Origin of the sequence: Streptomyces sp. NBC_01689 (assembly GCF_036250675.1) — a bacterium.
GTDB lineage: Bacteria > Actinomycetota > Actinomycetes > Streptomycetales > Streptomycetaceae > Streptomyces.
Genome location: NZ_CP109592.1, coordinates 5,544,910 through 5,567,343 on the forward strand (window position 1 = coordinate 5,544,910; position 22,434 = coordinate 5,567,343).

Here is a 22,434-nt window from a genome sequence, read left to right on the forward strand (position 1 = left end):
GAGCCGCCGGCGCGCGGCCCGGCGACGCGACCGCCCGGCCACGGGAACCACCCGTCCGCGGGGCGCCGCCCACCCGCGGACGGTGCCCGACCCCGGGCGTCCGTCCGGGCTCGGGACGTGTCCGGTCCGGCCGGCCGTCCCGCGCGACCCCGCGGAGCGGCGGAGGCGGTCGTCAGCACACGGTTCCGCCGGCGCGGCACGGTTGTCGGTGGTATGCGTCAGAATTGAGTTCAGGGCCAGCGCACAAGCCGGTGAGCCACCGAGCCTCCGGCAGAGCTAATCGAGGGGCACGTATGTCCGGACTGATCGACACCACGGAGATGTATCTCCGCACCATCCTCGAGCTGGAGGAGGAAGGCGTGGTCCCCATGCGCGCCCGGATCGCCGAGCGGCTCGACCAGAGCGGACCGACGGTCAGCCAGACGGTGGCGCGCATGGAGCGCGACGGCCTGGTCGCGGTCGCCAGCGACCGGCACCTGGAGCTCACCGACGAGGGCCGCCGCCTGGCCACCCGGGTGATGCGCAAGCACCGCCTGGCCGAGTGCCTGCTCGTCGACGTGATCGGCCTGGAATGGGAGCAGGTGCACGCCGAGGCCTGCCGCTGGGAGCACGTGATGAGCGAGGCCGTCGAGCGGCGCGTCCTGGAGCTGCTGCGCCACCCGACCGAGTCGCCGTACGGCAACCCGATCCCCGGCCTGGAGGAGCTCGGCGAGAAGGACGGCGCCGACCCCTTCCTGGACGAGGGCATGGTGTCGCTGGCCGAGCTCGACCCGGGACTGGACGGCAAGACCGTCGTCGTGCGCCGGATCGGCGAGCCCATCCAGACGGACGCGCAGCTGATGTACACCCTGCGCCGGGCGGGCGTGCAGCCCGGCTCCGTGGTGAGCGTGACGGAGTCGGCGGGCGGCGTGCTCGTCGGCAGCGGCGGCGAGGCGGCCGAGCTGGAGTCGGACGTCGCGTCGCACGTGTTCGTCGCGAAGCGCTGACGCACCGCGGCGGGCGCGGCCGGCCGCCCGTCGAGGAGCGCGGACGAGCGTGGACGGCCGCGGACACCGTGGACGGCCGCGGACGGCCGTGGACGGGCGTCCGCGCCCCGGACGGCGCGCGTTCCGTACGGAGCGCCCGCGCCGCTGTCCCTGAGGGGACGTCGGCACCTCGGTGCGCGTCCCCCGGTACCGAGCCCGCGAGGGGCAGCCCCCGGGCGCGGGCCGCGGGGCCCGGCTCCGGCCGGACCCCGGGGTCCACGTCCGGGAGCCCGCCGGACAGGACCTGAACCCGTGACTCCGGCAGTGCCGGGCACGCTCAGGACCGCGCGGCGGCGCCCCGTCGGGCCGGTGGGCCCGTGTCAACTCCCGAGGCGGCGGAGGCAGTTGAGGTGTCCGCGCCAGGTCGTCGAAACCAAGATTCAGTGTGCCGAATCGCAGCGCCGAGACCATTTGCGTGCGAGGCTGTCGCGTGAGGCATATGACCTGAGGGCTCTTGACCGTGTCCGAGAGGGATATCGCACGGTCGGGGAGGGGACGGGGAGGATGTGCCGCAGACAGGGAGAGGGCCCCGGCGCCATCTGGCGCCGGGGCCTGTCCTCCCCTGTGCTGACCCGGAGCCCCGAGCTCCCAGGGTCATCCCCTTCGGACCGTTGTCCCCGAGCGGTCCGCCTCCCGCTGAAGATCTCCCCTCGGCAGCGGCGGTCAATCCCCGGTCGTGGTCACTCGAACGAGGGGTGTTGTCGCCGAGCGGGCTATTTTCGAATGTCTATTCGATAATGTGGCGGCGTGCGGCGGCTGGAGCGGGTACACGGAGAGAGCCACCCGGAACGGCGGACCGGCGGTGCCGGCACGGCGGCGACGGCAGCGGTACGACAGAGGCAGGAAGCGGCACGGAGCGGTACGAGGGACCGGCGGGCCCGAACGGGAGCGGGCGGTCCGAGCGAGCTAGGGGGGTGCCAGACCTATGGTGCGGCGCATCGACGTGACCGGCGCGGGCGGCCTACGCCTGGCCGCGTGGGAGTTCGCCGACTCACCCGAGAGCGGTCCTCCGGCGGACTCCCCGGCCCCCGGCGTGCTGTTGCTGCACGGCCTCATGGGCCGTGCCTCGCACTGGGCCCCCACTGCCCGCTGGCTCTCCGGGCGGCACCGCGCCGTGGCGCTCGACCAGCGCGGCCACGGGGAGAGCGAGAGGGCGCCGCAGGAGGGCTACACCCGCGAGGCGTACGTCGAGGACGCCGAGGCCGCCCTCGAACAGCTGGGCCTCGCCCCGGCCGTGCTCGTCGGCCACGCCATGGGCGCGCTGACCGCCTGGCAGCTCGCCGCCAAGCGCCCCGACCTGGTCGGCGGGCTGGTCATCTGCGACATGCGCGCCTCGGCGTTAGGCGCCGCCTCGCAGCGGGAGTGGGAGCACTGGTTCAAGGCCTGGCCGATGCCGTTCGCCACCCTCGCCGACGTACGGAAGTGGTTCGGCGAGGACGACCCCTGGGTGGAGCGCCCCAGCCCCTCCCGCGGCGAGTTCTACGCCGAGGTGATGCACGAGACGCCCGACGGCTGGCGCCCCGTCTTCGAACCCGAGCAGATGCTGAAGTCCCGCGAGACCTGGGTGTACGACGCGCACTGGGAGGAGCTCGCCCAGGTGAGATGCCCCGCCCTGGTCGTCAGGGGACTGGACGGCGAGCTCGGCCGGGCCGAGTCCCAGGAGATGGTCCGGGTCCTGCCGCACGGCCGGTACGCGGAGGTGGCCGACGCCGGCCACCTCGTGCACTACGACCGGCCGCAGGCCTGGCGCAACGCGATCGAGCCGTTCCTCGACGGCGTCCTCACCGGCTGACCGCGAACCCCGGAGCCCGGCCCGCGCCCCTGCCCCTGTCCCGGTCCCCCGCCCGGACCCTGCCCGGCCCCTGCTCAGCCCTTGCTCACCGCGGCCAGGATCTCCGGCAGCCGCCGGGCCGTGCGCGGCGCGGCCATCCGCAGCCCCAGCAGCGCCACCAGCGCCCCGTACCCGGCCCCCAGCGGCAGCAGCAGCCAGCTCCACCGGTCCCCGTCCGACGCCACGTTCACCCAGATCGTGAGCGCGATCACGGGAGCGCTGAGCAGCGCCGCCGAGACCATGCCGCCGAAGATGGAGATCCAGGCGAGGCCCGCCTGCCCCGGGGCCACGTTCTTGTAGCCCTCCTGCGGGATCGAGTACGGGAAACGGGCCGAGGACCACGCGCCGGTGGCCAGCATCGCGCCGAGCAGCGCGAGGGAGAGCCCCAGCACCTCGGGCAGCCGGCCCCAGTCGCCCAGCAGGGCCGTCGTCAGGACCGTCACGAGCGTCGCGTACGGCAGGGTGATCACCAGCAGCGCCAGCGCCCGCCCGCGCAGCTCCACATAGGCGTCGCGCGGGGACGAGATCGTCATCGCGACCATCCAGAACGCGGACGTGTCCTGCCCGAACTGGTTGTACATCTGGATGCCGAGCATCCCGGCCGCGAAGCACGCGAAGTACACCGAACCGGTGCCCTGCAGCGCGTTGAACACCGGGACGATCAGACCGATGGCCAGCGAGGTCACCCACGCGGACTTCGTCTTCGGGTCCCGCCACACGTACCGCAGGCTGCGTTCCATGACCGTCCCGGTGCGCCCCGACGGCAGCAGCCGGGCGAGCCCCGACGGGCCCCTCTCCCGGGCGGGCTCCGCGGCATGCAGCGTCGAGCCGTCCGGTGAGGTCATCAGCCGGGTCAGATGCCGCGACCACAGGGCCAGCAGCCCCGCCAGCGCGGCCACGCCCAGTGCCAGTTGGACGGCCCCGGCCGCGTAGGACCCCTCGCTCACCGAGTCCACGGCGCCGATCGCCGACGCGGGCGGCACCCACCGCAGCACGTCCGCCACCGGGTCGAGCTCCGTGAGGCCGCCCGCCGAACCGATCCGCTGCGCGCCGAAGTTGACCAGCTGCGCGCCGACCGCGATCACCAGCCCGCTGAGCACCGCGAGATCGCGGCCCTTGCGGCTGGACAGCAGCCGGATGTTGGCCGCGGCGACGGCGCGCGCGAGGGCCGCGCAGACGAGCAGGGCCACGGCCACGGCGACGACGGCGGTGGCGTACGCCGCCGTACCGTGCGCCACCGAGATCACGGACCCGACGAGCAGGCAGAGCGTGAACAGCGGTCCGATGCCGATCAGCGAGGCCGCGAGCAGCGCCCTGACGAGCGGGCGGGGCCGCAGCGGCAGCATGACCAGCCGGGTCGGGTCGAGCGTCTCGTCGCCGCTGGGGAAGAACAGCGGCATCACGGCCCAGCCGAGCGCCAGGACCAGCACGAGCGGCACGGTGACCGAGAGGGCGTGCGGGTTGCCCCGCAGCGCGATCAGGCCCAGCAGCTGGAGGGCGGCGACGAGGAGGACGACGACGACCGAGCTGACGTACGCGGCCCGCCGCCCGCCCGACTGCCGCAGCCCGTTGCGCAGCAGCGACAGCTTCAGCCGTACGACGACGGGGGTGACCGACACGGCGGAGCCGGGCGCGGGGGAGTCCGCCGGGGTGCCCGGGACGGTGCTCGCGGGGATGCTCGCCGGGGTGCTCATCGGGCGCCGCCGCCCAGCCAGTCCAGGTCGGCTCCGGGGGCCCGGCCGTGCGCGCCGACGAGTTCGAGGAACGCCTGCTGCAGCGAGGGCGCGTCGCCGCGGACCTCCGCGAGCGGCCCGTGCGCGCGGATGCGCCCCGCGACCATGACCGCCACCCAGTCGCAGAGCGACTCGACGAGTTCCATCACATGGGAGGAGAAGACGACCGTCGCGCCCGATCCCGTGTACCGCTCCAGGACACCTCGGATGGTCTGCGCGGAGACGGGGTCGACGCCCTCGAACGGCTCGTCGAGGAAGAGCACTTCGGGGTTGTGGAGGAGGGCGGCGGCGAGGCCGATCTTCTTGCGCATGCCCGTCGAGTAGTCGACGACGAGCTTGTGCTGGGCACCCGCGAGGTCGAGGACGTCCAGGAGCTGGGTGGCGCGTTTGTCCACCTCGGGACCCGGCAGGCCGCGCAACCGGCCGGTGTAGGCCAGTAGTTCGCGCCCCGAGAGCCGCTCGAACAGTCGCAGGCCCTCGGGCAGGACACCGATCCGGGCCTTCACCGCCGCCGGGTCGCTCCACACGTCACGGCCCACGACGTGCACGGTGCCCTGGTCGGGCCTGAGCAGTCCGGTCACCATCGACAGGGTGGTGGTCTTCCCGGCCCCGTTCGGGCCGACGAGCCCGATGAACCGGCCCGCGGGCAGTTCCAGGTCGATCCCGCCGACGGCGACCTGCTCCCCGAACCGCTTCCAGAGCCCTTGCACATGTACGGCTGCTCCCTGGGTCATGTAGGCACCCTACGGGGGAGCACAGCCGTTCCGAGGGGGCGGGGAAGCGCGCGGCCGGTCCCGCCCGTCCGTCCGCCCTACCGGTCCCGTCCGCACGCGTAGGCGAGCGGCGGGACGAGCTCCTCGACGTCGGGCAGCCAGCGGTTGGCGGGGGTGGGGCGGCGGGCCCACTGCACGGCACCCCGCGACCCGAGGCGGGTCGGCGGGGCGGCGACGTAGGAGCCCTCGCCGAGCGCGGTGAGATCGAGCGAGGCCGACGGCCAGCCGAGCTTCCGGACGAGATCGGGGACCTTCGCGGCGGCACCGGGAAGCACGAAGAAGTGCATGCGCCGGTCGGGGGTGCAGGTGACCGGACCGAGCGTCAGCTCCATCCGCTCCATGCGGGCGAGCGCGAGGAAGCCGGCCGACTCGGGCACGTCGATCGCGTCGAACGTGCGCCCCGTGGGCAGCAGGATCGACGCGGTGGGCTGCTTCGACCACATGCGGCGGGCGACGGTCGCGCTGCCGGTCGCCTGCCCGGCCCAGTCCTCACGCGCGGGATGTGCGCCGGGCGCGGAGCACGCCCCGTCTCCGCAGGAGCAGCGCTGGATCCCGTCGACGGCCTCCAGCCAGGCACCCGGGAACACGTCCCAGTGGCGTTCCTCGGCATATCGCACGGCGTTGTCCAGCAGCGATTCGCCGCGCTGCTTCGGGATCTGGGCGGCTTCGAGCCCCGCGATGGTGTCTTCCACGATGAACACAACTCTGGTGGCCACGGGGGGTTACGGGCGTCCCGTGCGCGGGGGAGGGGCACCGTTCCCGCACGTGGGGCGCATGGATGCACGGGTGGGGGCGCGCATGGGGAACTGCAGCGGGGGGTGGGTAACCAGCGGAGGGGTCGGGCAACTGCCCTTACCCCGGCAATCCTCACATGCCTCGCATCTTCGGTATGTCTGCGGGGCATTGATCTTCATGGCCGACCTCGCTCCGTTTCGTCGGCCGATCGAGGACACGTCACACCGGTGCGTGGGCAGGCACCGCAGCCACAGGGGGTACGCATGGCCGCAAGGCCGCTCGTCGCGCGGCAGCCGAACGAACGACTGCAGGCGCTCATCCAGGAAGCGGGCTGTTCCAACGCGGGGCTGGCCCGCCGGGTCAACATGTGCGGCGCGGAGCACGGCCTCGACCTGCGCTACGACAAGACGTCCGTGGCCCGCTGGCTGCGGGGACAGCAGCCGCGGGGGCGGGCGCCCGCCATCATCGCGGAGGCGCTGGGCCGCAAGCTGGGCCGTACGGTCACGATCGACGAGATCGGCATGGCCAACGGCAAGAACCTCGCGTCCGGCGTCGGCCTGCAGTTCTCGCCGACCGTGCTCGGCGCCATCGAGCAGGTCTGTGAGCTGTGGCGGAGCGACGTCGGGCGCAGGGACTTCCTGTCCGGCTCGTCCGTCGCCGCCTCCGCGCTCGTCGAGCCCAGCCGTGACTGGCTGATCTCCGCGCCGGACTCCCAGGTGTCGCGCGCGGCGGGCCCCCGGGTCGGGCTCTCCGACGTGGCGGCGGTGCGGGCGATGACCCAGGCGCTGGTGGATCTCGACCACCAGTACGGCAGCGGCCATGTGCGCCCGGTCGTCGTGCACTACCTCAACAGCGTGGTCTCCGGACTGCTCGCGGGCTCCTACCGGGAAGCGGTCGGCCGCGAACTCTTCGCCGCGGTCTCCCGGTTGACGGAGCTCGCCGGGTACATGGCCGTCGACACCGGCCAGCCGGGACTCGCTCAGCGCTACTACATCCAGGCGCTGCGCCTCGCCCAGGCGGCCGGGGACCGGGGGTACGGCGGCTACGTACTCGCCGCCTCCATGAGCCACTTGGCGGCGCAGCTCGGAAACCCGCGGGAGATCGCGCAGTTGGCGCGCGCCGCCCAGGAGGGCGCGAGAGGGCGGGTGACACCGCGCGCGGAGTCGATGTTCCACGCCGCCGAGGCGCGCGGGCACGCGCTGATGGGCGACGCGCGCGCCGCTCAGACGGCCTCCGGGCGCGCGGTCACCGCGCTGGAGTCCGCCGACCCGGCCTCGGGTGACGACCCCACCTGGATCGCGCACTTCGACGAGGCCTATCTGGCCGACGAGTTGGCGCACTGCCACCGCGACCTCGGCCAGGCGGAGGCGGCCGCGCGGTGCGCGGAGGAGTCGCTCGCCGGGCATCCGGAGTCCCGGGCCCGCCGCCGCGCCATCGGTTATGTGCTGCTCGCCACCGCGCAGGTCCAGCGGCGCGAGGTGGAGCAGGCGTGTCATACAGGGCTGCGGGCGGTCGAGTTGCTGGGCACGCTGCGCTCCAACCGCGGCGCCGAGTACCTGGAGGACCTGCAGCAGCGCCTCGATCCGTACCGGGACGAGCCGGTGGTGAGGGAGTTCGGCGCGCGGCTGGAACTGCAGGCGGCCGCGTGAACGTTCGGTGCGCTCCGGCGTGAACGGCGGGAGAACGCGCGCACTGCACGGGAGAGGAGGGAGATACAGCGCACGGCGGGGCGTATTCGTTACCCAGGTCACCACGACAGGGGCCATGACCTGTGCTGCGTGGCACGGGCTCGCGGGGACCCGGTAGCGTGGGCCGACGATTCCGAAGGTCCCCCATAAGTAGGAGTCCCGGTGACGCAGAGTGGACAGGGCGAGCAGCCCTCGGCGCGCCCCGCGCGTGAAGGCATCGTGCTGCCCTCCGACGGTGGCGAACCGCTGCTGCCGGGCATGACGGGCGACCAGGCCGTCCCGGCGGGAGGCCGGTCCTGGGACCGGCCGTGGGGTCCCGACCCCGCGGCCGCCCCGGCCCCGCAGCCCGGTGAGGGCTGGGGGGCGCAGGCGAACGGCGCCCAGACCTGGAACGAGCCCGGTGCGGGACAGCCCGCCGCGCCCGGTCCGGACTGGGGAGCCCGCGACGTGTCGTCGCAGGGTTCCGCCGGCTGGCCCGCGGCGCCGGGCCAGGCCCCGGACGCACCCTGGGGCGGGTCCGCCCAGCAGGGTGACCAGGGGGCGCACGCGCCGGGCGCCGGGCCGCTGCCCGCCGAGGACACGTCGTCCCAGCCCTACGGCGGACAGCAGACACCGCCGTACGGCGGTCACGGCACGTCCGGGTACGGGAACGGCCCGTACGAGGCCGGTCCCTACGGGAACGGACCGGCGCAGGCGTACGGCGGCCAGGCCGGACCGCTGCCGCACGCCGTGAGTCCCGGTGCCCTTCCGCCCGTCGCCGACGAGGGCGCCACGCAGTACATCCCGCCGGTCCCGGCCGGTGACGAGGGAGCGACCCAGTTCCTCCCGCCGGTCGCCCCCGGTGCCCTGCCGCCCGAGGTGGGCGGGGGCGGCGCGCAGTTCCCGGGGCACGTGCCCCAGGGCATGCCCGGTGCCGGATCGCCGTCCGCGGCCGCGAACCCGGACGCCGAGGCCACGCAGTACATCGCCCCGGTGCCCGGTGACCAGTCCGCGTCGACGTACGGGATACGCCCGGGCGGCCCGGAGGACCGGCAGCCGCCCGCGGAGTTCGACAACCTGTTCCGCTCCGAGTCGGGCGCGCCCGAAGGGCCCGCGCCCACCCAGCAGCTTCCGCGCATCGACGCGCAGACCCCGCACCCCTCACAGGCCCCGCAGGCCCCGTACGGCGGTCAGGCCCCGTACGGCGGTCAGGCCCCGTACGCCCCGCAGACCCCGGGTGCGCCCGGCGGCGGTCGGGCCGCCGGCCGCCGCGGCGCGGCCTCCGAGGGCGGCGGCGGGCGCGGGCGCTCGCGGGTCCCGCTGATCGCCGCCGTCGGCATCGGCATCGTTGTCCTCGGTGTCGGGGCCGGAGCCCTGCTCAGCGGCGGCGGGAGCGGCGACAGCCCGGACGGGGGCAGCAAGAACGTGTCGGCGACGGCCGCGGCCACCGACGGCTCGTCGTCCGGCGGTGCCGACCCGGCGAAGGCCCAGGCGGTCGCGCTGGACAAGCTCCTCGCGGACAGCAACAACAGCCGTGACTCGGTCGTGAAGGCCGTCGAGAACGTCAAGGCGTGCAACAACCTGGGCCAGGCGGCCGGCGACCTGCGGGACGCGGCCAAGCAGCGTGCCGGGCTCGTCACCCGGCTCTCCGCCCTCTCCGTCGACAAGCTGCCGCGCCACGCCGAGCTGATCGCCTCGCTGAACAACGCGTGGAAGGCGTCCGCGTCCGCCGACAACCACTACGCGGCCTGGGCCGACCAGGTGGGCGGCAAGAGGGGCTGCAAGGGCGGCCACGCGCGCACCACCGGTCAGAGCCAGGCGGGCAACGCGGCCAGCGGTACCGCGAGTGCGCAGAAGGCGAAGGCCGCCGGGCTGTGGAACTCCATCGCGTCGAAGTACGGACTGACGCAGCGCACACCGATCCAGCTGTGAACGCCCCGGGGGCCCCGCCGTGCCGGACCGTACGGCGGGGCGGGGCCCCCGGGGGGGCCGTTCAGTGCTGGTCCGCGTTCTCCAGGATGGTCGCCGTGTCGAAGAACTTCTGCCCCTTGGAGTTCAGCTGGGCGACCAGCTGACCGTCGCGCACCACCTGGGACGTGACGTTGGCGTTGACCAGGCGCGGGAAGTCGACCGCCGCGATCAGGTCCTCGAAGCGCCAGCTGAGGGTCGGGGTGAGCCCGTCCGTGGTCACCTTGAGGCCGTTGTCGAGGGTCTGCCGGATCGCGCTGGAGGTCACGTCGCCGTCGAGCGCCTCCACGACCTTCTTGAAGACGTTGTAGGCGATCCAGGTGGTCTGCACGCCGGCGTCCGCGGGGTCGATGCGGTTGTCGCCGAAGGCCTGCTCCTTGATGACCTGGCGCATCGGGTTCCAGAGCGGATCGGTGGCCACCGGGTACCAGCCGGTGACGTAGGCGCCCTCGTAGGGGCCCGACTTCCCGCCGCTCGCGTCGATCCGTGACTGGTCGACGCTGCCGAGCACCGTGCCCGTCGCCACCTTCCGGTAGTCCGCGCGGGTGCGCCGGAAGGAGTCCATGAAGGTGTCCGTGCGGTCGCCGAGCGCCGTCACCACGCATCCCGTGCTCTGCGGGTCGGAGGTCGCCCGGTCGAGCGCCTGCTTGGCCTGGCCGGAGTACTCGGTCGCGTCCTCGGCGGCCCGCTCGTCGCTGGCGGGCTGGTGGTGCTTCGACTTCAGACCCGCGTCGAGCAGCACGGGGAGCTGGTCGCCCGCGACCGTGTCGGGACGGATCAGCGACACCGGACCGCACCTCCCGCCGAGCTGCTGCCCGAGACCGGCGAGCAGCGCGGGCGCGCCGCCGTTGACCGGGTAGGAGTCCGGGCTCGTGAACTCGTCGTCGGTGACGCCGTACCCGCCGATGTACGGGATTCCGGCGGCCTCCAGCGGAGCCAGGAACGAGCGGCCGTGCTGACTGTAGGAGCCCACGACGGCGACCGCGTTCTCCTTGGCCGCGCGCCGGGCGCACTGCGCGGCTCCCACGGTGTCGTTGTGGTCGTTGCAGGTCAGGACGGTGAGCTTGTGGCCCTTGATGCCGCCGTGCGCGTTCACCCAGCGGGCGTAGGCCTGGGCCATGGCGGGCATGCCGGGCTTGTTGGTCGCCGGGGTGTTCTGCGGGGCCCAGGTCATGACCTTGATGGTGTCGTCCCCTGAGCCTCCCGCGATGCCGGGAACGACCCCGCAGCCGACGGTGACGGACGCGCACGCGGCCAGCGCGGCCGCGGACAGCAGTCTGGCCCCGGGGGGTCGGGGGCGGACGGATGCGGTGGTGCGGGTAAGTCGACTGCCGGTCATGGACCCGCACGATTCCCCCACATCACGAACCCGTGTGTGACCCGTGGTCAACGCCGGGTGACCCAGAGGTGAATTGGAGGGGCGGATGATCTGCTTTTCATGAAGAACGTACGATCGGTGACCGTGCAAGGTTCGGAGAACTCTTCCCGTCGCGGCCGTCGCTCCCCCACCATGGGCGGCATGCCACTGAACGACATGCCGTGGTGGCGCTGGCGCAGCAATGTGCGCTCCGCGCTGCACATGCTCTCCGACCCCGCGTTCCAGCGTGATGTCTGGCTCGCCGGTGTCGACGGATACGGGGACGTCACCGATGCCGTGTACCGGCTGGTCGAGGACACCTGGCTGGACAACTGGTCCGCCGAGAAGTACGTGGGCACGATCTTCCGGGACTCCCAGGAGGCGGCCCTCGTCGACACCGCGGTCCTGCGGGTCCTGCGGATCATGCATCAGGTCGGGCCCGACGCGCCCGTCTCCGCGTACGTCGACCACGCCGCCTGGCCCGAGGCGGTACGGGCGGCGCGTGACGCGCATGTCCGGCTGGCCACGAGCGACGGCGAGGACCCCGACGTCCCGCCGCGGACGCTGGAGATCCTGCGGATCATGACGCGCTCGGCGTAGCGCCCCGGCGCGGTCGTCCGCGTGGCGGGACGGTCGTCCGCCACGCGGGCCTCGTATGGGACCCTGTGGCGCATGAACGAGCAGTCCGTGCGCGCCGCCGAGCCCACCGAGCAGTACGTCCTGACCCTCTTCTGCCCGGACAAGAAGGGGATCGTGCACGCCGTGTCGAGCTACCTCTTCATGACGGGCTGCAACATCGAGGACAGTCAGCAGTTCGGCGACCACGACACGGGCCTGTTCTTCATGCGGGTCCACTTCTCGGCGGAGTCGCCGGTGACCGTGGACAAGCTGCGCGCGACGTTCGCGGCGATCGGCGACTCCTTCCACATGGACTGGCAGATCAACCGGGCCGAGGACAAGATGCGTATCGTCCTCATGGTCAGCAAGTTCGGCCACTGTCTGAACGACCTGCTGTTCCGGGCGCGGACGGGGGCACTGCCCGTCGAGATCGCGGCCGTGGTGTCCAACCACACGGACTTCGCCGAGCTGGTGGACTCGTACAACATCCCGTTCCACCACATTCCGGTGACCAGGGACACCAAGGCCCAGGCCGAGGCCGAGCTGTTGAAGCTGGTCAGGGCCGAGGACGTGGAACTGGTCGTGCTGGCCCGCTACATGCAGGTGCTCTCCGACGACCTGTGCAAGCAGCTCAGCGGACAGATCATCAACATCCACCACTCCTTCCTGCCGAGCTTCAAGGGCGCCAAGCCGTACCACCAGGCGCACGCCCGGGGCGTCAAGCTCATCGGCGCCACCGCGCACTACGTCACCGCGGACCTCGACGAGGGCCCGATCATCGAGCAGGAGGTCGAGCGGGTCGCCCACGACGTGACCCCCGACCAGCTGGTCGCCCTCGGCCGGGACGTGGAGTGCCGGGCCCTGGCGCGGGCCGTGAAGTGGCACGCGGAACGCCGCATCCTCCTGAACGGCCGCCGCACGGTCATCTTCGCGTAGCACTGCCGTTCAGCGGGACCAGGGTGTCGGCCTGGACGGCCTCGTCCTCAAACGCCGGACGGGCTGAAATGCCCGACCTGGCCGTCGGCCCTTCGAGGCAATGCCCGACCTGCCGTCGGTCCTTCGAGGCGCGGGCGGGCATCCTCAGCCCGTGCGGACCCATCCGACGCGGGCGCGCATCTCCAGCCCGTCCGGCGTTTGAGGACGAGCCCTTCTGGCGATGGTGGGGCCCCGGGCTGAGCCCCACCCCTACATCCGGCTCAACGCCGCCGCCGCGAACAGCACGTCCCTGATCGCCTCCCGGTCCCCGGCCTGCCCCGCCGCGGCCTCCTCCGGCGACACATGCCCCGCCGCCAGCCGGCAGAACTCCACCCCGTCCAGGGCGACATGAGCGACCTCGTGCTCGGCGGACGCCACGGCGGCCGGCGAGTCGAGCGGAATCAGCCACTCCCCACCCCCGGCCCCCTCGATCTCCAGCCGCAGACTGCGCCCGGGCGCCCCCGCCGCGACCAGATGACGCGCGGGCGGAGCCGCCCGTCCCGCCCGCCGCCGCTCGGCCAGGGACACCGGCAGCATCCGCGCCGCGAGATCGATCATCCGGTGCAGATGCCGCGGCGCCGGCGGCTCGTACGGATAGTCCACCGCGTCCGCGATGTCCCCGGCGTGCACCCAGCACTCGAAGGCCCGGTCCAGCATCGAGTCGCGCAGCGGCAGCGCGAAGCCGCCGTAGTCCACGGCGAGCTGTCCGGAGCCCCCGCCCGCGAAGGCCACGGTGCGGACGAGGTGGTGGCTCTGCTCCCGCCAGGGCCTGCGCACGGCCCGGGTGGGCGGGAAGTGCGAGGCACGCCAGTAGGTCTCGGTGCGTCCGGCGGGCGTCGCGTCCTGCGGTCCCGGCAGGTCCGGCCCGCGCGGGATTCCGGCCGCGGCGGCCGCGTCGGCCTCGGCCCGGACCCGGGCGGCGGCCCCGCCGAGCGGGTCGTCCAGACCCAGTGCCACCCCGACCAGCCCGTCCACGCTGAGCAGATGCGCGATCACCCCGGCGACCGTCGTGCGACGGCTCACGGGCCCGTCGTCCTCGAACCAGCGCAGCCGCACCGGCGCATGCCACTCGGCGTCCGCTATGTCCTGCAGCAGGGCGTCGAGCCGCGCGGTCTCCGCGTCGTAGGGCGCCGCCCACTCGGGCACCGGGATGCGCGGCGGACGCCGGTCGAGGCAGCTCTCCAGGACCCGGGTGCGCAGCGCGGGATCGAGATCGAGGCTCTCCGGCGGATGCAGCAGCCCCACCGCCCCGCGCAGCCGCAGCGCCTCGTCGGCACAGGCGCCGCACTCCCCGAGGTGCTCCTCGACCGCGGCGGTCTCCTCGCCCGAACACGCGGCCAGCGCCCACGCGCCCAGCAGCGACTTCAGCACCCGGTGCTCCAGGGCGAGCGGTGCCGGCGCGGGCGTGGGGAGCGGCAGACCGGTGTCCTCGACGGACGACCGCGGCGGCGGTATGCGCGACGCCCACCCGGCACCGGCGGAACCACCGCCGCCTCCGTCGCCCCCGGCGGCCGGATCTCCGTCGGCCTGATCCCCGTGGGCCGGACTCCCGTCGGCCGGACCCATCGCGTCGAGCCCCGCGCCCCCGCCCCCGCGGGCATCGCCGACATCGCTGTCACCGCCTTCGGAACCAGCGGGACCACGGCTCTTCCCCTCGTACGACGTCTCGTCTTCCTCCCGCGGGCGCTCCTTCTCCTCGCGTTCCTCGTGTCCTTCGCGCTCCTCGCGCCCCTCGTCTTCCCCGGGCTGCACGTGCTTCTGAGTCCCTTCACCGCCCTCGTGCCCGTCGAAGCCTCCGGGCCGGTCCGCCTTCGGCGTCACCGCGCACCCCCGAACCCGGGCGGCGCGCCGGAGGGACCGGCGTCGTGGGCGGTGGACAGCAGCTGCAGGCCGAGACGGAGCCGGCGCCGGGCCTCGTCCTCGGTGACCCCGAGATCGGCGGCGGCCTGGCGGTAGTCGCGGCGCTGGAAGTACGCCAGCTCCAGCGCGGCCCGCAACGGCGTGGGCATGGACGTGACGATGTAGTCCGCGCGGGCGGCGACGGACGCACTGCGCACCTTGCGCTCCAGCTCCTCGGTGGTGCCCCCGCCCTCCAGGGCGAGCGCGGCGGTCTCGGTCGCGCGCAGCCGCTGCACGGCGAGCCGATGGGTCAGCGTCGCGACCCACGAGCGCAGCGGACCCTGCCGCGGGTCGTACGACTCGGGGTTCTCCCAGACGTGGACGAAGACCTCTCGGGTGATCTTGTCGGCGGCCCGCTCGTCACCGAGGACACGGTGCGCGAGGCCGTGCACCAGCGAGGCGAACCGGTCGTAGAGCTCACCGAGCGCCGCCGCCTCCCCGCGCGCGAGCCGCTGCTGCATCTTGCGGTCCCAGCGGGGCGGTGCGTCCTTCGCCGCCATACGGCCCCCTCACCCCTGCTCGTGCCCGGTCTGCCGGTACGTGTCCAGCCTGCGCCCATCGCTGTCTCGAATGTAGTCGGCACATAGGACAGTGCACGCCCCTTTACGCCAACGTGCGCCCCTGGGCGGGCCGGGAATGGTAAAGGCCCCTTACGGACCCCGCACATTCGATCGATTGAGACCGTACGTGGCCGACATGCGACCGAAACAGTTCGCTCGTCCAGCATTTTCGACCGTAGACCGACGTTTCATCGATCGCGGTCCGGTGTTTCATGGAACGACGGTTGGGCAGCCGCGCTGAAAGGAAGCGTAGGAACTGCTTCCGTTTTCTGGCGGGCAAGGCGAGCGAGAGGCGACGCGGTGACGCTCAAGGTGACCGACGGCGAACTGGGCGGATGGGCCGTGCTCCGGGTGTCGGGCGAGATGGATCTCGCGACGTCACCGGTGCTCCGCCAGCGGGTCCACGACGCGGTGGCGGAAGGCCGCCGCAGCCTGGTCCTCGACCTCTCCGAGGTCCTCTTCTGCGACTCCAGCGGTGTCGGCGTCCTGATCGCCACCCGCCGGCTGGTCCGCTCCTGCCAGGGCCGGCTGCGCCTGATCCTGCCGGCCCAGGGCGCCGCCGACGGTTCGCACGTCAACCGGGTCCTCGCGGCCCTCGGCGTCCGCCGGCTCTTCGACGTCTACCCGGACGCCCTCACGGCCGTCGACGAGGAGTCGAGCCCGCTCTCGGCGTGACGCACCGCAGGCCACGCCCCCTGTTCGAGCGGCGCCCCGGTGCGCCGCGGAGTTGTCCAAGAATTCCTGCGGTCTTGGTACAAGCGTCGTTTTCCGGCTCCCTCCGCGGCCGGGCCGTCGTACGCTCCCTGCCAGGTGAACCCGCGGTCCGGCAGAGTCCGGCTGAGTTGTGAGGCGGTCCGAGAAGGTCATGGTCAGTACCGAGTACGAACGCAGGATCGCGGCCCGTTTCGCGGGCTTCGACCAGGACGGCAACGGCTACATCGACCGGGAGGACTTCAACGCGGCGGCGAAGTCCGTCCTTGCCGAGTTCGGTACGGCGGCCCGGTCCGACAAGGGCCAGGCCCTCTACGTGGGCGCGGAGGCCTTCTGGCAGGGCATGGCGGGGATAGCGGACCGTGACGGAGACCAGCGCATCAACCGCGACGAGTTCGTGAACGGCGCCGTGAAGCGGCTGCGGGACAATCCCGACCGCTTCGGGGAGATCGCCCGACCGTTCCTGCACGCGGCCCTCGCCGTCGCGGACACCGACGGGGACGGCGCGGCGACGGTCGAGGACACCGAGCGCGTGCTCAGGGCCCTGGGGGTGAGCGACGAGATCGCCGCCCTGGCGGCCGGGGCCCTCGACACGGACGCCGACGGCCGGATCGGCGAGTCGGAGGTCGTGACCGCGTTCGCCCGCTACTTCACGGTGCCGGAGTAGCACCGGCGGACCCGGCCGGCCCGGAGAACCGCTCCCGGAGGCGGTACTTCAGCACCTTGCGCAGCGTCTCGTTGCGCGGAAGGGCCTCCAGCACCTCCAGCTGCTCCGGCAGCTTGTGCACGGAGAGCCCTTCCGCGCGCAGGTACGCGACCGCGGCCGCGAGCGTCAGCGGCGCCGCCCCGGGCGGCTGTTCGACCACCGCGCAGACCCGTTCCCCGCGTTCGTCGTCCGGCAGCCCGATCACCGCGACGTCGCCCACGTCCGGGTGCCGGTGCAGCAGATCCTCGATCTCCTTCGCGGAGATGTTCTCGCCCTTGCGGATGATGACGTCCTTCAGGCGCCCGGTCAGGACGAGATGCCCGCTCCCCGTCAGGTGCCCCACGTCGCCCGTGATCAGGAACCCGTCGTCGTCGAAGGCCTCGGCGGTCTGCGCCGGGTCCAGGTACCCCTGGCAGACGGCCTCCCCGCGCAGCCGGACCTCGCCGTCCACGATCCGTATCTCCATGCCCTCCGGAGGCCTGCCCTCCGTGGTCGCCAGGTTCTCGGCGGTGTCGTCCGGCGCCCCCATGGTGATCATCGGGACCTCGGTCATCCCGTACCCGTGGGTGAGCTGCACGCCCATCTCCCGCACGACACGGTGGTAGACCTCGGGCGGCTTGGGCGCTCCGCCGCCCGCGAGCAGCCGCAGCGTGGGGATCACCGGCCGTCCGGGCGTTCTGCGCTGCTCGGCGAGGAACATCGAGTAGAAGGCGGTCGAGCCGCCCGCCACGGTCACCCCGTGCGCGAGGTACTCCTCCAGCGCGGCGGGCAGCGCGAAGTGCTCGAACATCACCGCGGGGAATCCGTACAGCAGCAGCATCACGGTGTAGTCGGGCCCGGCGATGTGCGCGTAGGGGAAGGCCATCGAGCCCACGTCCGCCGCCGACAGGCGCAGCGCGTGCGCGAGGCAGGAGCCGCCCGCGATCAGTGACCGGTCCGTGTGCAGGACCCCCTTGGGGTCGGAGGTCGTGCCCGAGGTCCAGTAGATCCAGCGCACGGAGGTGCCCTCGGCCGGCGGTGGCGGGAGGATGCCGGGATCACCGTCCGGCAGCGCGTCGTACGCCTCGAAGACGCCCTTCGCGCCGAGCCGCCGGGCCATCGCCGTGTGGTCGAAGCCCCGCCACTCGCCCGGCACGGCGAAGTACTCGGCCCGGGACTCCCACAGCGCGAAACCGACCTCGCGGTCGCGGTAGAAGGGGATCACGGGGGACTGGACGGCGCCCAGACGCGCCAGCGCGAAGGACAGCACGGCGGTCTCGATGCGGGTGGGCAGCTGCCAGGCGACCACCGTGCCCGGGCGCACGCCCAGCTCGTACAGGCCCGCCGCCACCCGCTCGGCCCGCTCCCGGAGGGCGCCGAAGCTCAGGGAGCGGTCGCCCTGGAGGAGGACGGGCCGGTCGGGGGTGAGGGCGGCACGGCGGTCGACCAGTTCCCAGAGAGTGCGCGAGGCGCCCAGAGCGTGTGCGGTGTCGTTCACGACGGCCCCCTGTAGCTGACGGGTTGTCAGATCCAAGCGGAGCGTAGGACGCACCGCCTTGTCGGTCCATAGGTGTGGGGCTAGCCTGCTATCTGACGGGTCATCAGATACGGATGCCAGGCGGAGGCCACCCATGACGGAACTGCCGCGGATCGTCAGCGTCGACGACCACGTGATCGAACCCGCGCACCTCTTCGAGACCTGGCTGCCCGCCAAGTACCGCGACCGCGGACCCCGGCCCCTCACGGCCGGCATCGGTGAACTCGCCTACGTCGGCGGGAGGTACCGGATCACCATGGACCCGGACGGCCCGCCCACCGACTGGTGGATCTACGAGGACCTCAAGTTCCCGTACAAACGCAACATCGCCGCCGTCGGCTTCGACCGCGACGAGATGACCCTGGAGGGCATCACCCGCGCGGAGATGCGGCGCGGCTGCTGGGACCCCGCCGAGCGCCTGAAGGACATGGACCTCAACCACGTCGAGGCCAGCCTCTGCTTCCCGACCTTCCCGCGTTTCTGCGGCCAGACCTTCGCCGAGGCGCACGACAAGGAGGTGGCCCTCGCCTGTGTGCGCGCCTACAACGACTGGATGGTCGAGGAGTGGTGCGGCGACAGCGGCGGCCGGCTGATCCCGCTCTGCCTCATCCCGCTGTGGGACATCGACCTGGCCGTCGCGGAGATCCGGCGCAACGCGGCACGCGGCGTGCGGGCGGTGACCTTCTCCGAGATCCCCACCCACCTGGGCCTGCCCTCCATCCACTCCGGCCACTGGGACCCGTTCTTCGCGGTCTGCCAGGAGACCGGCACCGTCGTGAACATGCACATCGGCAGCAGCAGCCAGATGCCGGCCGCCTCCCCGGACGCGCCCCCCGCCGTCCAGGCGTCGCTCTCCTTCAACAACGCGATGGCCTCGATGATGGACTTCCTCTTCAGCGGTGTCCTCGTGCGGTTCCCCCGCCTCAAGCTCGCCTACTCCGAGGGCCAGATGGGCTGGATCCCGTACGCACTGGAACGCGCCGACGACGTCTGGGAGGAGCACCGCGCCTGGGGCGGTGTCAAGGACCTCGTCCCGGAGCCCCCGTCCACGTACTACTACCGGCAGATCTTCTGCTGCTTCTTCCGCGACAAGCACGGCGTCGCGTCCCTGGACGTCGTCGGCCGCGACAACGCCACCTTCGAGACCGACTACCCGCACGTCGACTCGACCTTCCCGCACACCAAGGAGGTCGCCCTCGACCATGTGAAGGGCCTCGACGACGAGACGGTCCACAAGCTGATGCGCGGCAACGCGATCCGCATGCTGGACCTGGACCTCGACCGGTAGCCGGCCCGTGGACCTCACGTACACCGCCGAGGAGGAGGAGTTCCGGGCCCGGCTGCGCGAGTGGCTGGCCGGGGCGCTCCCCGCGCTGCCCCCGAAACCCTCCCCGGACGACTGGCCCGCCCGGCGCGCGTACGACCTCGGGTGGCAGCGGAGGCTGTACGACGCCGGGTACGCCGGCCTGCACTGGCCCCTCGACGCCGGGGGCCGCGGGGCCACGCCGGTCCAGCACCTCATCTACCTGGAGGAGACCGAGCGGGCGGGCGCCCCCTACGTGGGGGCCAACTTCGTCGGGCTGCTGCACGCCGGCCCGACCATCGCCGCCGAGGGCACCGCCGGGCAGCGGGCGCGCTGGCTGCCGCCGGTGCTGCGCGGCGAGGAGGTCTGGTGCCAGGGGTTCAGCGAGCCGGACGCGGGCTCGGACCTCGCGGCGCTGCGCACGCGCGCGTGGCGGGACGGCGACGACTACGTGGTGAGCGGGTCCAAGATCTGGACCTCCCACGCGGAGGTGGCCGACTGGTGCGAGCTGCTGGTGCGCACCGACCCGGCGGCGCCGAGACACCGGGGCATCTCCTGGCTGGCGATGCCCATGGACGCCCCGGGGATCACCGTCCGCCCGCTGCCCACGCTCGCGGGGTCGGCCGAGTTCGCGGAGGTCTTCCTCGACGAGGTGCGGATACCGGTCACCCACCGCGTCGGCGCCGAGAACGACGGCTGGCGCGTGACGATGGTGACGCTGTCGTACGAACGCGGCACCGCCTTCGTCGGCGAGGTCGTCGCGTGCCGCCGGGTCCTGGGCGAACTGGCCCGCGCGGCGCGCGACAACGGCCGCTGGGACGATCCGGCGCTGCGACGCCGGCTGGGCGGGCTCAACGCCGAGTTCCGCGCGCTGTGGCGGCTCACCCAGTGGAACGTGAGCGAGGCGCAGCGGACGGGCGGGGTGCCGGGTGTCGGCGGCTCGGTCTTCAAACTGCGCTACTCGCACGCGCGTCAGGAGCTGTACGACGCGGCCGCCGAGGTCCTCGGCCCCGAGGCGCTGGACCTGGAGCGGGAGTGGACCCGCGACCGCCTGACGTCCCTGGCGTACACGATCGCGGCCGGCACCTCCCAGATCCAGCGCAACATCGTGGCCGAACGCATCCTGGGTCTGCCGAAAGGGCGGTGAGCTCATCCGTGGACTTCCGACTCACCGAGGACCAGCGCGCCCTGCGGGACGGTGTACGCGCGCTGCTGACCGGCCGTTTCGGGCCGGAGGCGCTGCGCGCGGCCGTGGCCCGCGGCGGCCGGGGCCTCGACCGGGCGCTGTGGCGGGAGCTGGGCGCGGCGGGCTTCTTCTCGCTGCGGCTGCCGGAGGCGGACGGCGGCGCCGGACTCGGGCTGCCCGAGGCGGTGCTGGCGTTCGAGGAGGCGGGCCGGGTGCTGCTCCCGGGCCCCCTGGTCGCGACGCACCTCGCGGCCGGCCAGGTGGCCGGGGCGGCGGCCGGCGAGACCGTGGTCACCGCCGTCCACGGCGGTCTTGTGGAGTGGCTGGACGAGTCCGACACCGTGTGGGACGACGCCGGGGGCCCTTCCGGGGCCGTTGCCGCCGGCGCGGTACCGCTGACGTCGGTGGACCCGCTGACGCCTCTGCACCGGATCCCCGAGGACCTCCTCACCGGCCCCACCGATCCCCTCGCCGTACTCCTCACCGCCGCCGAGCAGCTCGGCAACGCCGCCCGGACCTGTGAGGCCGCGGTGCAACACGCCCGGACCCGTGAGCAGTTCGGGCAGCCGATCGGTGCCTTCCAGGCGGTCAAGCACCTGTGCGCGGGGATGCTGGTGCGGGTGGAGCTGGCGCGGGCCGCGGTCTACGCGGCCGCCGTGACCGCCGACCCCGTGGACATCGCGGCGGCCCGGCTGCTCGCCGACGACGCCGCCGTGCGCGGCGCCCGCGACTGCCTCCAGGTGCACGGCGGTATGGGCTTCACCTGGGAGTCCGACGTCCATCTGTATCTCAAGAGGGCGTGGGTGCGGGCCCGGCGGGGAGGCTCGATCACGGAGAGTGAGGATGTGCTCGCCGACGATCTGATCGCCGGAACCGGCCGATGACGCTCTGTCCAGGGGTGCTCCGGGGCGCGTCGCGCCGAATGTCACGGATCGTGGCATATGGGGATCACAGAGCGTTGATACCGGGTTGTGTCCTACGCGTGACTCGTCACGTCCTGGAGTCGGCGCCGGGCTCGGGTACCTTGTGTGGGATGCGAGCGGTTCCGAGACTGAGCCATCCCGGTGTTGCCCCTGCGGCCGCGCCGGATCCGGTGATGCTCGCCGTTCGCCAGGTGGCCCGGGACCCCGTGGCCGCCTGTTCGACTCCCCGTGGCGAGCGTCGCACAGTATCCCGCACGCGTACTCCTTCGCGCTGGAATATGCCCGAAGCGCTTGTTGGGGTGACTGTACGTCAACCATGCTGTCTCTCAAGGGAATCACGTTCCGTGATTCTGGTTCTGGTCACGCAGGCCATGGCCACGTTCGTGGCCCTCGTGAGGCGCGAGGCGATGTGTCCGCCGGTTCGGATGGTGTGAGCGGTGCAGGTGCTTCAAGTGCAGCTGGAGATCCGGCCCGACCCCGCGGAGGTGGGGCGAGCCCGGAGATGGGCCCGGTCGAGGCTCGCCGGGTCGGGCATAGAGGCCGACGAGCCGCTCGCCGAGACGCTGATCCTGCTCGTCTCCGAACTCGCGACCAACGCCGTGGTGCACACCGGCTGTCCGGCCGTGCTGCGGCTGTCCCTGCCGGACGTGCCCGGTGAGTCGCTGGGTACGGTCCGCCTGGAGGTGGCCGACTCCAGCGACTGCCCCCCGCGGCCCCGGCACGCCGAGGGCGACGAGACCAACGGGCGCGGCCTGGAGCTGGTCGACGGACTCGCGGACCGCTGGGGCTGGAACCCCGAGGGCGTCGGCAAGAGCATCTGGTGCGAGCTGGACCGGTGCACGGCCGCGGCGAAGGCCTCGGCCGCGTACGTGACCTGCCAGGGCTTCGCCTACGAGGCGTACGAAGCCGTCTGACACGAACCCGGTCGGTGCGTGAGTGGGGTTCGCG

At 72.9% G+C, this 22,434-nt stretch carries 19 protein-coding genes; 12 read left to right on the forward strand and 7 right to left on the reverse strand.

Annotated elements, in window-relative coordinates; all coding sequences use genetic code 11:
* Positions 1-293 precede the first annotated feature (293 nt).
* Together OG776_RS23640 and OG776_RS23645 are read left to right on the forward strand one after the other, a co-directional pair.
* Entirely contained in the window at positions 294-986 is a 693-nt protein-coding gene (locus OG776_RS23640; protein ID WP_148008965.1) for a metal-dependent transcriptional regulator, read from the forward strand.
* Positions 987-1,950: 964 nt separating this feature from the next.
* Positions 1,951-2,817, forward strand: coding sequence for an alpha/beta fold hydrolase (locus tag OG776_RS23645; protein WP_148008964.1), 867 nt, complete (start codon positions 1,951-1,953; stop codon positions 2,815-2,817).
* Positions 2,818-2,891: 74 nt separating this feature from the next.
* Here OG776_RS23645 and OG776_RS23650 read toward each other — a convergent pair whose 3' ends face one another.
* From OG776_RS23650 to OG776_RS23660, 3 genes are all read right to left on the reverse strand, one after another.
* Positions 2,892-4,550 carry a transporter gene (locus OG776_RS23650; RefSeq protein WP_261994505.1) on the reverse strand — a complete coding sequence of 553 codons (1,659 nt, stop codon included), beginning with the start codon at positions 4,548-4,550 and terminating at the stop codon, positions 2,892-2,894.
* Complete coding sequence (locus OG776_RS23655) at positions 4,547-5,323, reverse strand: ABC transporter ATP-binding protein (protein WP_148008963.1); 777 nt, start codon at positions 5,321-5,323, stop codon at positions 4,547-4,549. The genes OG776_RS23650 and OG776_RS23655 overlap by 4 nt, the downstream gene beginning before the upstream one ends.
* 77 nt (positions 5,324-5,400) lie before the next feature.
* A complete protein-coding gene (locus tag OG776_RS23660) occupies positions 5,401-6,063 on the reverse strand; it encodes a bifunctional DNA primase/polymerase (protein ID WP_329323754.1) in 663 nt (220 codons plus the stop codon).
* Between the two features lie 297 nt (positions 6,064-6,360).
* On the opposite strand from OG776_RS23660, the gene OG776_RS23665 reads away from it, so the two are divergent.
* Complete coding sequence (locus tag OG776_RS23665) at positions 6,361-7,746, forward strand: transcriptional regulator (RefSeq protein WP_148008962.1); 1,386 nt, start codon at positions 6,361-6,363, stop codon at positions 7,744-7,746.
* 201 nt (positions 7,747-7,947) lie between these two features.
* Positions 7,948-9,696 (forward strand): hypothetical protein, encoded by a 1,749-nt coding sequence (locus tag OG776_RS23670; protein ID WP_148008961.1) that lies wholly within the window; start codon positions 7,948-7,950, stop codon positions 9,694-9,696.
* Between the two features lie 61 nt (positions 9,697-9,757).
* Here the strand turns inward: OG776_RS23670 and OG776_RS23675 are convergent, their stop codons facing one another.
* A complete protein-coding gene (locus tag OG776_RS23675; protein ID WP_148008960.1) occupies positions 9,758-11,071 on the reverse strand; it encodes an ABC transporter substrate-binding protein in 1,314 nt (437 codons plus the stop codon).
* A 117-nt stretch (positions 11,072-11,188) separates the two neighbouring features.
* Between OG776_RS23675 and OG776_RS23680 the strand changes: the two genes are divergently transcribed.
* Complete coding sequence (locus OG776_RS23680) at positions 11,189-11,689, forward strand: SCO4402 family protein (RefSeq protein ID WP_148008959.1); 501 nt, start codon at positions 11,189-11,191, stop codon at positions 11,687-11,689.
* A 72-nt stretch (positions 11,690-11,761) separates the two neighbouring features.
* Positions 11,762-12,643 carry a formyltetrahydrofolate deformylase gene (gene purU, locus OG776_RS23685; protein WP_148008958.1) on the forward strand — a complete coding sequence of 294 codons (882 nt, stop codon included), beginning with the start codon at positions 11,762-11,764 and terminating at the stop codon, positions 12,641-12,643.
* A 249-nt stretch (positions 12,644-12,892) separates the two neighbouring features.
* Here the strand turns inward: purU and OG776_RS23690 are convergent, their stop codons facing one another.
* Positions 12,893-14,248 (reverse strand): zf-HC2 domain-containing protein, encoded by a 1,356-nt coding sequence (locus OG776_RS23690; protein ID WP_329323755.1) that lies wholly within the window; start codon positions 14,246-14,248, stop codon positions 12,893-12,895.
* Positions 14,249-14,499: 251 nt separating this feature from the next.
* Complete coding sequence (locus tag OG776_RS23695; RefSeq protein WP_148008957.1) at positions 14,500-15,081, reverse strand: sigma-70 family RNA polymerase sigma factor; 582 nt, start codon at positions 15,079-15,081, stop codon at positions 14,500-14,502.
* A gap of 360 nt (positions 15,082-15,441) precedes the next feature.
* On the opposite strand from OG776_RS23695, the gene OG776_RS23700 reads away from it, so the two are divergent.
* Both OG776_RS23700 and OG776_RS23705 read left to right on the forward strand, forming a co-directional pair.
* On the forward strand, positions 15,442-15,816 hold the full coding sequence (locus tag OG776_RS23700) for an STAS domain-containing protein (RefSeq protein WP_148008956.1): 375 nt from the start codon (positions 15,442-15,444) through the stop codon (positions 15,814-15,816).
* Positions 15,817-16,006: 190 nt separating this feature from the next.
* Positions 16,007-16,519: an EF-hand domain-containing protein gene (locus tag OG776_RS23705; protein ID WP_148008955.1), complete on the forward strand. Its 513-nt coding sequence runs from the start codon at positions 16,007-16,009 to the stop codon at positions 16,517-16,519.
* On the opposite strand, the gene OG776_RS23710 is transcribed toward OG776_RS23705, so the two are convergent.
* Positions 16,503-18,035, reverse strand: a complete 1,533-nt coding sequence (locus OG776_RS23710; protein WP_148008954.1) for a class I adenylate-forming enzyme family protein — start codon at positions 18,033-18,035, stop codon at positions 16,503-16,505. The genes OG776_RS23705 and OG776_RS23710 overlap by 17 nt on opposite strands.
* 133 nt (positions 18,036-18,168) lie before the next feature.
* Between OG776_RS23710 and OG776_RS23715 the strand changes: the two genes are divergently transcribed.
* The 4 genes from OG776_RS23715 to OG776_RS23730 all read left to right on the forward strand — a co-directional run bounded on the left by OG776_RS23715 (position 18,169) and on the right by OG776_RS23730 (position 22,400).
* A complete protein-coding gene (locus OG776_RS23715; RefSeq protein ID WP_329322504.1) occupies positions 18,169-19,362 on the forward strand; it encodes an amidohydrolase family protein in 1,194 nt (397 codons plus the stop codon).
* A gap of 7 nt (positions 19,363-19,369) precedes the next feature.
* On the forward strand, positions 19,370-20,524 hold the full coding sequence (locus tag OG776_RS23720) for an acyl-CoA dehydrogenase (RefSeq protein ID WP_329322505.1): 1,155 nt from the start codon (positions 19,370-19,372) through the stop codon (positions 20,522-20,524).
* Positions 20,525-20,532: 8 nt separating this feature from the next.
* Complete coding sequence (locus tag OG776_RS23725) at positions 20,533-21,447, forward strand: acyl-CoA dehydrogenase family protein (RefSeq protein WP_148008951.1); 915 nt, start codon at positions 20,533-20,535, stop codon at positions 21,445-21,447.
* Positions 21,448-21,923: 476 nt separating this feature from the next.
* Entirely contained in the window at positions 21,924-22,400 is a 477-nt protein-coding gene (locus tag OG776_RS23730; RefSeq protein ID WP_329326482.1) for an ATP-binding protein, read from the forward strand.
* The last annotated feature ends 34 nt before the right edge of the window (positions 22,401-22,434 follow it).

What these genes read in the sequence shown, in the direction of transcription:
- OG776_RS23640 (WP_148008965.1), top strand. Translation starts at nt 294, where the DNA reads ATGTCCGGACTGATCGACACCACGGAGATGTATCTCCGCACCATCCTC.
- OG776_RS23645 (WP_148008964.1), top strand. Translation starts at nt 1,951, where the DNA reads ATGGTGCGGCGCATCGACGTGACCGGCGCGGGCGGCCTACGCCTGGCC.
- OG776_RS23650 (WP_261994505.1), bottom strand. Translation starts at nt 4,550, where the DNA reads ATGAGCACCCCGGCGAGCATCCCCGCGAGCACCGTCCCGGGCACCCCG.
- OG776_RS23655 (WP_148008963.1), bottom strand. Translation starts at nt 5,323, where the DNA reads ATGACCCAGGGAGCAGCCGTACATGTGCAAGGGCTCTGGAAGCGGTTC.
- OG776_RS23665 (WP_148008962.1), top strand. Translation starts at nt 6,361, where the DNA reads ATGGCCGCAAGGCCGCTCGTCGCGCGGCAGCCGAACGAACGACTGCAG.
- OG776_RS23675 (WP_148008960.1), bottom strand. Translation starts at nt 11,071, where the DNA reads ATGACCGGCAGTCGACTTACCCGCACCACCGCATCCGTCCGCCCCCGA.
- purU (WP_148008958.1), top strand. Translation starts at nt 11,762, where the DNA reads ATGAACGAGCAGTCCGTGCGCGCCGCCGAGCCCACCGAGCAGTACGTC.
- OG776_RS23690 (WP_329323755.1), bottom strand. Translation starts at nt 14,248, where the DNA reads ATGGGTCCGGCCGACGGGAGTCCGGCCCACGGGGATCAGGCCGACGGA.
- OG776_RS23695 (WP_148008957.1), bottom strand. Translation starts at nt 15,081, where the DNA reads ATGGCGGCGAAGGACGCACCGCCCCGCTGGGACCGCAAGATGCAGCAG.
- OG776_RS23705 (WP_148008955.1), top strand. Translation starts at nt 16,007, where the DNA reads ATGGTCAGTACCGAGTACGAACGCAGGATCGCGGCCCGTTTCGCGGGC.
- OG776_RS23715 (WP_329322504.1), top strand. Translation starts at nt 18,169, where the DNA reads ATGACGGAACTGCCGCGGATCGTCAGCGTCGACGACCACGTGATCGAA.